Raw genomic sequence first — 12,893 nt, forward strand, 5'->3', positions numbered from 1 at the left:
CCGCCGCTCCGCGGCGGATCTTTCCCGCGCACCCACCCGTTTACCCCGCAGCGGCTCCCGCTGTGCCCACGACGCCGGGTGCCGGTCGAGGCGACGCGCCCGGATCCCGCATCGAGGGCCTCCTGCTGGGCCTCGCCGCGGGCGACGCGGCCGGTTGGCCCGCCGCCAGGCACCGCGCCGCCCGCATGCCCGAGTGGACACGAAGACTCACCCGCGAACTGGACACCTTCGCCGAGCAGAACGCCACCACCACCCTCCCCGTCCCCATCGCGCTCAACCAGCCCCCGGAACCCCTCCGCCTCGGCCCCTCCGACGACGCCGAATGGGCGGCCTTCGCCGCCGAGTCGCTGCTCCGCGCGGCGGACGGGACCCTCGACCCCCGGCTGTCCCGGGACCGCCGGGTCCGCGCGGCCCTCGACCTCGCCTGGAACACCCTCGCCAGCGAGATCGCCGCGGCGGCGGCCCGCGCCCCCGAGGTCGAGTCAGCCGTCCTCCCCCTGCGCGCCCGCATCTCCGTACGCGCGGGGCTCGGCAACCTCGCCACCGGCCTGCGCCCGCCCGCCACCGGCCACGACAACCCCCACTTCTTCGACGACGCCGCCTGCGTACGCGCCTGTGTCCTCGCCCTCGTCCATCCCGGCGAGCCCGAACAGGCCGCCGCCCTGGCCGAGTTCGACGCCCGCTACTCCCAGGACGGCGACGGCGTGCACGGTGCCCGCGCCATGGCCGCCGCCATCGCCGCGGCACTGGGCGGCGCGGACGTCGACGCCACCGTGGATGCCGCTCTCGCCCAACTCCCGGAGCACACCGAGATCGGCCGCAACGCCTGGCACGCCGTCAAGCTCGCCCGCAGCCAGCCCGAGGACGGCGCGTTCGGTCTCGTCCCGCTCCTGGAGCACCAGATCGTCGACCACGTCTACAGCTACGGCATCGCCGCCGCCGAGACCGTCCCGGTCGCCCTCGCCCTGACCACCGCGGCCCGCGGCCGCATCCGTGACGCGGTCCCCGCCGCCGCCTGCCTCTCCCGCGTCGCCGACTCCGCCCCCGCCCTGGCCGGCGCCCTGACCGGGGTGCTCGGCACGGCCACCGCCATCCCCGAGGCCTGGCGCGACGCCTGCCGCACCCTGTCCGGCTGTGCGCTCCCCCGCCTCGCGGGCACCGACCTGGTGGAACTCGCCGGGCATCTCGCAGCCACGGAACTGACCGCTCCGGGAGGACAATTCCGACATGACGTCACTGACACCCCGCACCCCGGCCACTGAACTCCTCCCCACCGATCTGCCGCTCTCCGAGCGGATCACCGCCTGCCTGGTCGGTGCGGCGGTGGGCGACGCCCTCGGCGGCCCCGTCGAGGGCTACTCCCCCGAGCAGATCGTCGAGCGGCACGGCGGCCGCGTACACGGCATCGTCGGCCCCTGGAACGGCGACCAATGGCGCACCGCCCGCCCCATCGCGCCGTACCACAAGGGCGACGGGCACGTCACCGACGACACCTTGATGACGCACGCGCTCATCCGCGTGTACGCCGCCGTCCGCGACCACCTGGACGCCTACGCGGTCGCCGACCACCTGGTCCCCGACCTCATGACGCACCCGCGCTGGATCCCGGAACTGGAGACGGAGGCCATCCCGCTGCACCGCCTGTTCCTCGCCGAGAAGTGGATCGTCGCCCGTATCCACTACGGGCACGTCGACCCGCGCGAGGCGGGCACGGGAAACATCGTCAACTGCGGCGCCGCGATGTACATGGCCCCGGTCGGCCTGGTCAACGCGGCGAACCCGGCGGGTGCGTACGCCGAGGCCCTCGATGTCGCGGGCGCCCACCAGTCGTCGTACGGGCGAGAGGCGGCCGCGGTCTTCGCGGCCGCGGTGGCGGCGGCCTGCGCGCCGGGCGCGACCCCGACCTCGGTGATCGACACCGCGCTCTCCCTCGCGAAGGACGGCACGCGGGCCGCGATCGAGTCGGCGGCCGAAGTGGCGGCCCACCACACGGACTTCGAGTCGGCGCTCATCCCCCTCCGCACCGCCGTCACCCCCTTCGACACGGTCGGCCAGGACTACCGCGCCCCCTCCATCGGGGCCCGCCGCCCCTCCCGCCTGCATGCCATCGAGGAACTCCCGATCGCCCTCGGCATGCTCCTGGTGGGCGACGGCGACTACCGCCATACGGTGCTCGGCTCGGTCAACTACGGCCGCGACTGCGACTCCATCGCCACCATGAGCGGCGCCATCGCCGGCGCCCTCGGCTCGGAGGCCCCGGCCGAGTGGTCGAAGACGGTCGCGGAGGCGAGCCGTCTGGACCTGCACGCCCCCGCGACGACACTCGCGGAGGTCACCCAGGAGATCTTCACCCGCGACGTGCGCCGCCGCCGCGCCCACGAATCGGCGTACGCGGCCCTGACGGCCACCCCATGATCCGCCTCACGTGGGTCCAGCCGGAGGACTTGATCGGCCACGAACTCCGACAGGCGGAGGAGGAGGGCCGGGACGTCAGCTCCGTACGCACCCGCTGGCTGGCGGCGGGAGGCCACCTGGCCCCGCCCCGAGCGGGCGCATCGCCGGCGCCGCCCTCCCCGGAGCTACGGGCCCTGGCCGTACAGCTCCTGGACGATCTGTCCGCACCGTTGTGCCCACCCGCACCGGAGAACAAGGCCCCGCGGCAGGCGGTTCCGGGAAGGGGCGGGATCGGGGAAAAGGAGGCCCTGCGTCACCGCCTGCACGCGGCCTGGCTGGGCAGAGCAGCAGGCTGCCTCCTGGGCAAGCCGGTCGAGAAGCTCCCCCTCGCCGCCATCAGAAGCCTCGCCAAGGCAACCGGCAACTGGCCCCTCACGACCTGGTTCACGGAAAAGGGCCTCCCCCCGGAGCTCCGGGAAGCCCACCCCTGGAACAGACGCTCCGCGCCCACCTCCCTCGCAGAGAACATCGACGGCATGCCCGAGGACGACGACCTCAACTACCCCCTCCTCAACCTCCGGCTCCTCCAGCGCCACGGCAGACACTTCACCACCACGGACGTGGCGAAGCTCTGGCTGGACGAGCTGCCCGCCGCCCGCACCTTCACCGCCGAACGCGTCGCCTACCGCAACCTCCTCAACGGCATCGAGCCCCCGCACACCGCCACCCACCACAACCCGTTCCGCGAGTGGATCGGCGCCCTGATCCGCGCCGACGTGCACGGCTGGACGAACCCGGGCGCGCCCGGGGCCGCCGCCGACCAGGCCCGACGCGACGCGGCCCTCACCCACACCGCCAACGGCGTGTACGGCGCGATGTTCGCGGCGGCCACCATCGCCGAGGCGGCGGCCGGCACCGGAGACGTCCACCACTGCCTGCGCACGGGTCTCAGCGTCGTACCGCGGGACTCACGCCTGTCCCGCGCGATCCGCCACGGCGTGCAACTGGCCGCCACCACAACGGACTTCGAGCAAGTGGTGGACGAGCTGCACGCCACCCACGGCCACCTCCACTGGGTCCACGTCATCCCCAACGCCGCCCTCCTGGCCGCCGCCCTCACCCACGCCGACGGCGACTTCACCGGCTCCATCACGCGCGCGGTGTCCGGCGGCTGGGACACCGACTCGAACGGCGCCACCGCGGGCTCGATCGCGGGCCTGCTCGCGGGCCACCCGGACGCGCTGCCCGACCGCTGGACGTCCCCGCTCAAGAACCGCCTCGCCAGCTCTGTCCCGGGCTTCGACGGCACCGGCTTCGACGCCCTCGCGGACCTCACGACAGAACTTGCCACGGCCGAACTTGCCACGGCCGAACTCGCCCAGGAGAGATGAGAGACCCCGCCCATGACCCACATCGCCGTGCTCGGCAGCACGAACATGGACCTCGTCGCGTACGTCGCCAAGGCACCGCAGCGCGGGGAGACCGTCACCGGGCGCGAGTTCCGCACGCTCCCCGGCGGCAAGGGCGCCAACCAGGCCGTCGCCGCGGCCCGCGCGGGCGCCGACGCCGTGTCGATGATCGGCGCGGTCGGCGCCGACGCCTTCGGCACCCAACTGCGCAGCGCGCTCGAACACTCCGGCGTCGACACCGACCTGCTGCGCACCGTGGACACCGCGGCCACCGGCACCGCGCACATCGTGGTCGACGACGAGGGCGGCAACGCGATCGTCGTCATCCCCGGCGCCAACGCCACACTCACCGCGCTCGCCCCCGGCGACGAGGGCCTGATCACCTCCGCCGACACCCTGCTGCTCCAGCTGGAGATCCCCGTGGCGGGGGTGCTCGCCGCCGCGCGGGCCGCCCGCAGGCACGGCGTGCGCACCATCCTCACACCGGCCCCCGCCCAACCCCTGCCCCCCGAACTCCTCGCCTCCGTCGACCTGTTGGTGCCGAACGAGTACGAGGCGGCCACCCTCACCGGCCTGACCGATCCGCACGACGCCGCCCGCTCGCTCCTCTCCCAGGTCCCCGAAGTCGTCGTCACACTCGGCTCGCGCGGCAGCCTGTACGCGGCCAGGGGCGCCGAACCGGTCATGGTCCCGGCCCCGCAGGTCACCGCCGTGGACACGACCGGCGCGGGCGACACCTTCGTCGGCACCCTCGCGGTGGCGCTCGCCGAGGGCGGCTCCGTGCGGGACGCGCTCACCTGGGCGTCATCGGCCGCCGCACTCTCCGTCCAGCGACCGGGGGCGTCGGCGTCCATGCCGTTCCGCTCCGAGATCGACAACCAGGCGAACGGCTCCGCGTCATGACGGCGCCCCTCACCGGGCTCCGCGTCCTGGACCTGGCGACGCTCTTCGCGGGTCCGCTCGCCGCCACGATGCTCGGCGACTTCGGCGCGGAGGTCATCAAGGTCGAACACCCGCGAAAGCCCGACCCGTCCCGTGGGCACGGCCCGTCCAAGGAGGGCGTCGGCCTCTGGTGGAAGATCCTGGGCCGCAACAAGCGCACGATGACCCTCGATCTCTCCACGCCCGGCGGCCGCGCGACCTTGCTGCGGCTCGCCGCCACGGCGGACGTGGTCGTCGAGAACTTCCGTCCGGGGACCCTGGAGAAGTGGGACCTGGGCTGGCAGGAGCTGAGCGAGGTGAACCCCCGTCTCGTCCTGACCCGCGTCACGGGCTTCGGCCAGTTCGGCCCGTACTCCCGCCGCCCCGGCTTCGGCACCCTCGCGGAGGCGATGAGCGGTTTCGCCGCGATCACCGGCGAACCGGACGGGCCGCCGACCCTGCCGCCCTTCGGCCTCGCCGACTCGATCGCGGGCCTCGCCACGGCGTACGCGGTGATGACGGCGCTCGCCGCCCGCGACCGGACGGGCAGGGGCCAGGTGGTCGACATGGCGATCATCGAGCCGATCCTCACGGTCCTCGGCCCGCAGCCGCTCTGGTACGACCAGCTCGGCCACGTCCAGCCCCGCACCGGCAACCGCTCCACCAACAACGCGCCCCGCAACACCTACCGCACGGCGGACGGCAGTTGGGTCGCCGTCTCCACCTCCGCCCAGTCGATCGCGGAGCGCGTGATGCGCCTGGTGGGCCGCCCGGAGCTGATCTCCGAGCCCTGGTTCGCGACGGGCGCGGAGCGGGCGGCCCACGCGGACGAGCTCGACGGGGCGGTCGGCGGCTGGATCGCCCTGCACACCCGCGCCGAGGTGATCGAGGCCTTCGAGAAGGCGGAGGCCGCGGTCGCCCCCATCCAGGACGTACGCGACGTGATGACCGATCCCCAGTACGCGGCCCTGGACACCGTCACCACGGTCGACGACCCGGAGCTTGGCCCGCTGCGCATGCAGAACGTCCTCTTCCGCCTCTCCGAGACCCCCGGCTCGATCGGCTGGGCGGGCCGCCCGCACGGAGCGGACACGGAGGATGTCCTGACCGAACTGGGCCTGACGGAAGGGGAGATCGCGGGACTGCGCAAGGAGGGCGCCCTGTGAGGGACACACCGCTGACCTGGCTCTACGCGCCGGGCGACCGCCCGTCAGTGGTGGCGAAGGCGTTGCTCGCGGGCGCCGACGTCGTCATCGTCGACCTGGAGGACGCGGTCGCCCCCGACCGCAAGGAGTACGCGCGGGCGGCGACGGCCGAGCTGCTCTCCGAGACCCCCGGCGTCCCGGTCCACGTCCGCGTGAACGCCCTGGACGGCCCGCTCGCCGAGGCCGACCTCGGGGCGATCGCGCACCTGCCCGGGGTGTCCGGTCTCCGCCTGCCGAAGGTGACCTGCCCCGCCGACGTCGTGCGCGTCGCGGAGCGGTCGGCTCCGGCGGACGGCGGCGCCCCTGCCCTGCACGCCCTGATCGAGTCCGCCGTCGGTCTGGAGCACGCCTTCGCCATCGCCACCGCGCACCCGGCCCTGCACGGCCTTTCCATCGGCGAGGCCGACCTCCGCGCTGACCTGGGAGTACGCGAGGAGGCGGGCCTCGACTGGCCTCGCGCGCGCGTGGTGGTGGCAGCCAGGGCCGCGGGCCTGGCGCCGCCCGCGCAGTCGGTGTACGCCGACATCCGAGACGTCCAGGGGCTTGCGGCGTCCTGCGCGCGCGGCCGTGCCCTGGGGTTCCTGGGCCGCGCCGCCATCCATCCCCGCCAGCTCCCGGCCATCGAACGCGCCTACCTCCCCACGCCGGAGGAGATCGACCACGCCGAGCAGATCGTCAAGGCGTCCACGACGGAGGCGGGCGCCCTGGCGCTCCCGGACGGTACGTTCGTGGACAAGGCCGTGGTGGACGGAGCGCGGCGGGTCCTGGATTTGGCTCGGCGCCGACCGTAGCCGTACATGGGGACGGGGCCGCCGGATCAGTGATCCGGCGGCCCCGTCTCCGTGCGGTGCAAGAAGCGCGTCAGCCCTTCTTGGCGGACTCGGCTCCGGCTCCGTCCTTGCCCTTGTCCCCGTCGTCCTCGGCCTCGGTCTCGGCCTTTTCCGTGTCCTCGGCCTTGTCCGTGTCCTTTGGCGACGCGTCGTCCGAGGTTTCCTCACCGGCGGACACGGGCTCGACGATCTCCTCGCGGCCGGGGTGCTTCTTCGCGGAGAGCACGAAGTACACGACGGCGAGCACGAACACCGCGATGGCGGTCCAGACGTTCAGCCGCAGGCCGAGCACATGGTGCGCGTCGTCGACCCGCATGTACTCGATCCAGCCGCGCCCGGCGCAGTACGACGCCACGTACAGGGCGAACGCCCTGCCGTGTCCCAGCTTGAAGCGGCGGTCGGCCCAGATGACCAGGAAGCCGACGCCGATGCACCAGAGGGACTCGTAGAGGAACGTCGGGTGGTAGGTGCCGGGCACCCGGCCGTCCTCCGCCGACGTGATCTTCAGCGCCCACGGCAGATCCGTGGCCTTGCCGTACAGCTCCTGGTTGAACCAGTTGCCCCAGCGGCCGATCGCCTGGGCGAAGGCGATGCCGGGGGCGAGGGCGTCGGCCCAGGCCGGCAGCGGGATGCCGCGCCGGCGACAGCCGATCCAGGCACCGACCGCGCCGAACGCGATCGCGCCCCAGATACCGAGGCCGCCCTCCCAGATCTTGAAGGCGTCCACCCAGTCACGGCCCTCGCTGAAGTACAGCTGGTAGTCCGTGATCACGTGGTAGAGACGCCCGCCGACGAGGCCGAACGGCACGGCCCAGACGGAGATGTCGGCCACGGTGCCTGGGCGGCCCCCGCGAGCGATCCACCGCTTGTTGCCGAGCCAGACGGCGACGAAGACGCCGATGATGATGCAGAACGCGTAGCCGCGCAGCGGAATGGGTCCGAGTTCGACCACACCGCGCGACGGGCTGGGAATGAAGGCAAGGTCCATGGCAGGTCCGACGCTACCGTGCCGGGTGGTGCCCGAGGCAACCAGCCCGGCTACGTCTCCATAACAGGCTCGGGGCGGGGGCCCCGGAACGACCCCGCCCCGGAGGCGGCTAGCCCCTGTTGGCTTCCTCGACCTTCGCCTTCAGCTTCGCCGGGGTCAGCGGGTTCTTCTGGTCGCTGAAGATGTTCTTGCCGTCGAGCAGCACGCTCGGCGTGCCCTGCAGGCCCGCTTCCTGGAAGGCCTTGTTCGACTTCTGGGCCCAGCTGTCGTGCTTGCCGTCGTCGACGCACTTCTCGAAGGTGTCGTTCACGAGGCCGTCCACCTTGCCCGCGAGCTCGATCAGCTTGCTGTTCTTGCTGAACGCGTCGTCCGTCTCCGCGGGTTGGTTCATGAACAGCACGTCGTGGTACGGGACGAACTTACCGGCGTCCTGGGCGCAGGCGGCCGCGTTGGCCGCGCGCAGGGAGCCGCTGCCGCCCATGTTCCCGTCGATGATCGTCGCCAGGTGGTACTCGACCTTGAGCTGGCCCTTGCCGGTGAGCTCATGGATCGTCTTGCGGTACATGTCCTCGAACTGCTTGCAGGCGGGGCAGCGGAAGTCCTCCCAGATGGTGAGGGTGGACTTGGCGCTGTCCTTGCCGACGGGGATGGCGAGTTGATCCTCGCCGCTCGCCCCCTTGGGGGCGGACAAGGGACCCGAAGTCTTCTTGTCGTCACCTGAGTTGGCAGCGACCAAACCGGCCACGGCGGCGAGCGCGAGCACGCCCACGACGGCGGCGCTCACGATCAACACCCTGCGCTGCTTGTCCCGCGACTTCTGCCGCTCTCGATCTTCCGCCAGCCGGTCGCGGGCCGCGCGCTTTCCCTCACGGTTCTTCTCGCTCACACCCCGCCAACGAACCGGGGAGGCACGAGCATGCCTCCCCGGTCCCAGGTCCACCCGTACGAGTTACGCGTTGCCGCGAACTCCCTGCGCGAGATCACTCGCGAGCGCGCGAACGGCGGCAAGGCCCGCCGCCTCGTCCTCGGCGTCCAGCATCCGCTGCACGAACGCCGACCCGACGATCACGCCGTCGGCGAAGCCCGCGACCTCGGCGGCCTGGCGGGCGTTGGAGACGCCCAGGCCGACGCAGACCGGCAGGTCGGTGGTGGCCTTGGTGCGCCGCACCAGTTCCTGCGCCTGCTCGCCCACGGACTCGCGGGTGCCCGTGACGCCCATCAGGGACGCCGCGTACACGAAGCCCGAGCCGGCCGCGGTGATGGTGGCGAGCCGCTCGTCCTTGCTGCTCGGCGCGACGACGAAGACCGTCGCCAGGCCGTGCTTCTCGGCGTGCTCCCTCCACAGGCCCGACTCCTGTACGGGCAGGTCGGGCAGGATGCAGCCCGCGCCGCCCGCCTCGGCGAGCTCGGCGGTGAAGCGCTCGACGCCGTAGCGGTCGATGGGGTTCCAGTACGTCATCACGAGCACGGGCTTGCCGGTCGCCTCGTGGGCCTCGCGCACCGTGCGCATCACGTCGGCGATCTTCAGGCCCGCCTTGAGCGCGATGTCGTCGGCGGTCTGGATGACGGGCCCGTCGAGGACCGGGTCGCTGTGCGGAAGACCGACCTCCACGACGTCGGCGCCGCCGTCGAAGACGGCCTTGATGGCCGCGATGCCGCCGTCCACGGTCGGGAACCCGGCGGGGAGGTAGGCGATGAGGGCGGATCGGCCCTCGGACTTGGCAGCCGCGAGAGTCTCGTCCAACAGCTGGATGTTGCCGCTCACTTGGCGTCCCCCTCGATCTCCGCGCCGGTGCCGGCCGCGTCCGCCTCGACGGCGGCGTCCGTGTCGTACAGGCCGAAGTAGCGGGCGGCCGTGTCCATGTCCTTGTCGCCGCGACCGGACAGGTTGATGATGATCAGCCCGTCCTTGCCGAGCTCCTTGCCGACCTCGAGCGCCCCGGCGAGCGCGTGGGCGCTCTCGATGGCCGGGATGATGCCCTCGGTGCGCGACAGGAGGCGCAGGGCCTGCATGGCCGCGTCGTCGGTGACCGCGCGGTACTCGCCGCGGCCGCTGTCCTTGAGGTAGGCGTGCTCGGGGCCGATGCCCGGGTAGTCGAGTCCGGCGGAGATCGAGTAGGGCTCGGTGATCTGCCCTTCCTCGTCCTGGAGGACGTACGACCGCGAGCCGTGCAGGATGCCCGGCTCTCCCGCGGTCAGCGTGGCCGCGTGCTCACCGGTCTCGACGCCGTGGCCCGCGGGCTCGCACCCGATGAGCCGGACGTCGGCGTCCGGGATGAAGGCGTGGAAGAGGCCGATGGCGTTCGAGCCACCGCCCACGCACGCGACGGCGGCGTCGGGGAGCCGTCCCGCGCGCTCCAGGATCTGGCGCCTGGCCTCCACCCCGATGACGCGGTGGAAGTCGCGCACCATGGCGGGGAAGGGGTGCGGGCCCGCCACGGTCCCGAAGAGGTAGTGCGTGCGGTCGACGTTGGCGACCCAGTCGCGGAACGCCTCGTTGATGGCGTCCTTCAGGGTGCGGCTGCCGGACTTCACGGCGATGACCTCGGCGCCGAGCATGCGCATGCGGGCCACGTTCAGGGCCTGGCGCTCGGTGTCGATCTCGCCCATGTAGATGGTGCATTCGAGGCCGAAGAGCGCGCAGGCGGTGGCGGTGGCGACGCCGTGCTGTCCGGCGCCGGTCTCCGCGATGACGCGGGTCTTGCCCATGCGCTTGGTGAGCAGGGCCTGGCCGAGCACATTGTTGATCTTGTGCGAGCCGGTGTGGTTCAGGTCCTCGCGCTTGAGGAAGACGCGGGCGCCACCGGCGTGCTCGGCGAACCGGGGCACCTCGGTGAGGCTGCTGGGGCGGCCGGTGTAGTTGACCAGGAGGTCGTCGAGCTCGCGGGCGAACTCGGGGTCGTTCTTGGCCTTGTCGTACTCGACGGCGACCTCGTCGACGGCGGCGACGAGCGCCTCCGGGATGAACTTGCCGCCGAACGCGCCGAAGTAGCCCTCGACGGTGGGGACTTGACCCTCCGGGTCCGGGATGAAGAACTGGCTGGGCATGGCGATACCTCGCTAAAAATGGCGTTGACGTTCCGGCATGAATACGCCGTGGCGCCGTTGCTGGCCGGGGTTCTTGCGCGACTGCGGCCCGTCCTGGGCTGATCGCGCGGTTCCCCGCGCCCCTTACGGGGCGCTTCGCAGCTCTGCGGCGCTCAGGCGCCGCCTCGCCATCGCATCCCAGGGATCTGGCCCGGCTCGGCACCGATGTGGTAGCGCACCCGCCTGCCCCGCACGCGCCGCGCGGGCGCCCGGCAGCCGCGAGGGCGGCAGCCGGGTGCGAGGCGGGCGAAGGCGGTCATCGGGTGGGGTCAGCTCCGCCCGTGCCGCAGGGCGGGGTGCGCGCCCGCGGCGACCAGGTCGGAGACCGCGCCCTTCGGGTCGCGGCCGGTCACCAGGGACTCCCCGACAAGCACCGCGTCGGCGCCGGCGTTGGCGAACGCGATGAGGTCGTGCGGCCCGCGCACACCGGACTCGGCGATCTTGACGACGTCGTCCGGCAGCTCGGGCGCGACGCGCTCGAAGGTGGAGCGGTCGACCTTCAGGGTCTTGAGGTCGCGGTTGTTGACGCCGATGATGCGCGCGCCCGCGTCCACGGCCCGCTCGGCCTCGTCCTCGTCGTGCACCTCGACGATCGGCGTGAGGCCGATCGAATGGGCGCGCTCGATGAGCGACTCCAGGGCGGGCTGCTCCAGGGCGGCCACGATCAGCAGGACGAGGTCGGCGCCGTAGGCCCTGGCCTCCCACAGCTGGTACGAGGTGACCATGAAGTCCTTGCGGAGCACCGGGATGTCGACCTTGGCCCGGACGGCCTCCAGGTCGGCGAGCGAGCCGCCGAAGCGGCGCTCCTCGGTGAGCACGGAGATGACGGCCGCGCCGCCCGCCTCGTAGTCGGCGGCGAGCCCGGCCGGGTCGGCGATCGCGGCGAGCGCGCCCTTGGAGGGGCTGGAGCGCTTGACCTCACAGATGACCTTGACGCCGTCGCCACGCAGCGCGGCGACCCCGTCCTTGGCCGCAGGAGCCTTCGCCGCGCGCTCCTTGAGCTCGTCGAGGCTGACGCGCGCCTGCCGTTCCGCGAGGTCGGCACGGACTCCGTCGATGATCTCGTCGAGCACACTCACGCGAGCGGCCCCCTTCCTGACGGTGAAGCTGCTGTTTGAACCTCAAGCTGTTCGGCTGCCTCATCCGGCATTCCGATGGTCACTGCGATGGTATCCGCAGGAGGGCGAAGGCCCCGCATCCGGTTGACGCCAGTCCCACGACCTGGACACCCGATGGCCCCGCTGCCTGCGGTTTCTCGGAACTCAAGGATGCAGCCATGCCCCGAACGGCAGGTTGCGCACGAGGGTGAACACGGCGATCAGCACCCCAATGCCGTACAGCTGCGCCGGGCCCAACTCGATCCGCAGGCGTCGCCCGCGCGCCGCACGGGCCGCCCAGAGGGTCCACAGGACCGCGAAGACGGCGTAGCCGACGACGGCCAGCGCGTTGGCGCCGAGTGCCGTGCCGAGGTCGCCGTGGATGAAGGCGTGGGCGCTGCGCAGACCGCCGCAGCCGGGGCAGAAGACGCCGGTGAGCTGCAGCAGCGGGCAGGCGGGGTAGTGGCCGGGGTCGTTCGGGTCGACCGTCCCGACGTAGGCGAAGGCGGCGATCACCGGGCCGAGCACGCCGACGGGCACGGCGAGGCGCCGCAGTGCGGGGCCGGCGGGTGGTGCCGCGCGCTCGGGTTCAGCGTTCACCCGATGCATTGTGCCCTTCGGCGGCGGCCTGCGCCCGGCGGGGAAACGCGCGAGGAGGCGGTACCGGCACCTGCCGGGTCCGCCTCCTCGTACGCCGGTGGAACTCAGCCCTCGGAGTGCGCGAGCTGGCCCGTCTTCGGCTGCGGGCTGCGCTTTGCCTGGCCCAGGCCCGCGGCACGCATGGCCATGCCCACGACGCCGCCGACGGCGATGATGACCATGCCGGCCCAGAAGCCCAGCGGATTGGCCATCACCATGAAGGCACCCGAAACGCAGAAACCGATGAAGGCGATGATGACACCGGTCCAGGCGGCCGGGGTGTGTCCGTGGCTCGTGCCCGCCATGACTTGCTCCTCGTTGCT

General features: G+C 72.5%; 14 protein-coding genes. 6 read left to right on the forward strand and 8 right to left on the reverse strand.

From position 1 onward, the window contains the following. The first annotated feature begins 17 nt into the window (after positions 1-17). Genes ACWD02_RS30230 through ACWD02_RS30255 form a run of 6 tightly spaced genes read left to right on the forward strand, consistent with a single transcriptional unit; the run spans position 18 to position 6,720 of the window. Positions 18-1,262: an ADP-ribosylglycohydrolase family protein gene (locus ACWD02_RS30230; RefSeq protein ID WP_451216022.1), complete on the forward strand. Its 1,245-nt coding sequence runs from the start codon at positions 18-20 to the stop codon at positions 1,260-1,262. Next, positions 1,228-2,415: an ADP-ribosylglycohydrolase family protein gene (locus ACWD02_RS30235; protein WP_451215833.1), complete on the forward strand. Its 1,188-nt coding sequence runs from the start codon at positions 1,228-1,230 to the stop codon at positions 2,413-2,415. Before ACWD02_RS30230 ends, ACWD02_RS30235 begins: the two co-directional genes overlap by 35 nt. Continuing rightward, positions 2,412-3,785, forward strand: coding sequence for an ADP-ribosylglycohydrolase family protein (locus ACWD02_RS30240; protein ID WP_451215835.1), 1,374 nt, complete (start codon positions 2,412-2,414; stop codon positions 3,783-3,785). Before ACWD02_RS30235 ends, ACWD02_RS30240 begins: the two co-directional genes overlap by 4 nt. A gap of 12 nt (positions 3,786-3,797) precedes the next feature. Continuing rightward, complete coding sequence (rbsK, locus tag ACWD02_RS30245) at positions 3,798-4,706, forward strand: ribokinase (protein ID WP_451215837.1); 909 nt, start codon at positions 3,798-3,800, stop codon at positions 4,704-4,706. After that, complete coding sequence (locus ACWD02_RS30250) at positions 4,703-5,890, forward strand: CaiB/BaiF CoA transferase family protein (RefSeq protein ID WP_451215839.1); 1,188 nt, start codon at positions 4,703-4,705, stop codon at positions 5,888-5,890. The genes rbsK and ACWD02_RS30250 overlap by 4 nt, the downstream gene beginning before the upstream one ends. Continuing rightward, entirely contained in the window at positions 5,887-6,720 is an 834-nt protein-coding gene (locus ACWD02_RS30255) for an HpcH/HpaI aldolase/citrate lyase family protein (RefSeq protein WP_451215841.1), read from the forward strand. The genes ACWD02_RS30250 and ACWD02_RS30255 overlap by 4 nt, the downstream gene beginning before the upstream one ends. Before the next feature lie 70 nt (positions 6,721-6,790). On the opposite strand, the gene lgt is transcribed toward ACWD02_RS30255, so the two are convergent. The 8 genes from lgt to ACWD02_RS30295 all read right to left on the reverse strand — a co-directional run bounded on the left by lgt (position 6,791) and on the right by ACWD02_RS30295 (position 12,875). Beyond that, positions 6,791-7,747 carry a prolipoprotein diacylglyceryl transferase gene (gene lgt / locus ACWD02_RS30260; protein ID WP_451215842.1) on the reverse strand — a complete coding sequence of 319 codons (957 nt, stop codon included), beginning with the start codon at positions 7,745-7,747 and terminating at the stop codon, positions 6,791-6,793. 109 nt (positions 7,748-7,856) lie between these two features. Further along, positions 7,857-8,633 carry a DsbA family protein gene (locus ACWD02_RS30265; RefSeq protein WP_451215844.1) on the reverse strand — a complete coding sequence of 259 codons (777 nt, stop codon included), beginning with the start codon at positions 8,631-8,633 and terminating at the stop codon, positions 7,857-7,859. Positions 8,634-8,696: 63 nt separating this feature from the next. After that, entirely contained in the window at positions 8,697-9,512 is an 816-nt protein-coding gene (gene trpA, locus ACWD02_RS30270) for a tryptophan synthase subunit alpha (protein ID WP_451215846.1), read from the reverse strand. Continuing rightward, complete coding sequence (gene trpB / locus ACWD02_RS30275) at positions 9,509-10,795, reverse strand: tryptophan synthase subunit beta (protein ID WP_451215848.1); 1,287 nt, start codon at positions 10,793-10,795, stop codon at positions 9,509-9,511. Before trpB ends, trpA begins: the two co-directional genes overlap by 4 nt. 152 nt (positions 10,796-10,947) lie before the next feature. Beyond that, positions 10,948-11,094 (reverse strand): tryptophan biosynthesis modulator TrpM, encoded by a 147-nt coding sequence (trpM, locus tag ACWD02_RS30280; protein ID WP_451215850.1) that lies wholly within the window; start codon positions 11,092-11,094, stop codon positions 10,948-10,950. Positions 11,095-11,103: 9 nt separating this feature from the next. Next, on the reverse strand, positions 11,104-11,913 hold the full coding sequence (gene trpC, locus ACWD02_RS30285) for an indole-3-glycerol phosphate synthase TrpC (RefSeq protein WP_451215852.1): 810 nt from the start codon (positions 11,911-11,913) through the stop codon (positions 11,104-11,106). 183 nt (positions 11,914-12,096) lie between these two features. Next, positions 12,097-12,540, reverse strand: a complete 444-nt coding sequence (locus ACWD02_RS30290; protein WP_451215854.1) for a DUF2752 domain-containing protein — start codon at positions 12,538-12,540, stop codon at positions 12,097-12,099. Between the two features lie 95 nt (positions 12,541-12,635). Beyond that, a complete protein-coding gene (locus tag ACWD02_RS30295; protein ID WP_451215856.1) occupies positions 12,636-12,875 on the reverse strand; it encodes an HGxxPAAW family protein in 240 nt (79 codons plus the stop codon). Positions 12,876-12,893: the final 18 nt, after the last annotated feature.

It is taken from the genome of Streptomyces sp. NPDC002853 (genome assembly GCF_053591915.1).

Excerpts from the sequence above, each read along its gene's own strand:
- ACWD02_RS30235 (WP_451215833.1), top strand. The coding sequence starts at position 1,228 with ATGACGTCACTGACACCCCGCACCCCGGCCACTGAACTCCTCCCCACC.
- ACWD02_RS30240 (WP_451215835.1), top strand. The coding sequence starts at position 2,412 with ATGATCCGCCTCACGTGGGTCCAGCCGGAGGACTTGATCGGCCACGAA.
- rbsK (WP_451215837.1), top strand. The coding sequence starts at position 3,798 with ATGACCCACATCGCCGTGCTCGGCAGCACGAACATGGACCTCGTCGCG.
- ACWD02_RS30250 (WP_451215839.1), top strand. The coding sequence starts at position 4,703 with ATGACGGCGCCCCTCACCGGGCTCCGCGTCCTGGACCTGGCGACGCTC.
- lgt (WP_451215842.1), bottom strand. The coding sequence starts at position 7,747 with ATGGACCTTGCCTTCATTCCCAGCCCGTCGCGCGGTGTGGTCGAACTC.
- trpB (WP_451215848.1), bottom strand. The coding sequence starts at position 10,795 with ATGCCCAGCCAGTTCTTCATCCCGGACCCGGAGGGTCAAGTCCCCACC.
- trpM (WP_451215850.1), bottom strand. The coding sequence starts at position 11,094 with ATGACCGCCTTCGCCCGCCTCGCACCCGGCTGCCGCCCTCGCGGCTGC.
- ACWD02_RS30290 (WP_451215854.1), bottom strand. The coding sequence starts at position 12,540 with ATGCATCGGGTGAACGCTGAACCCGAGCGCGCGGCACCACCCGCCGGC.
- ACWD02_RS30295 (WP_451215856.1), bottom strand. The coding sequence starts at position 12,875 with ATGGCGGGCACGAGCCACGGACACACCCCGGCCGCCTGGACCGGTGTC.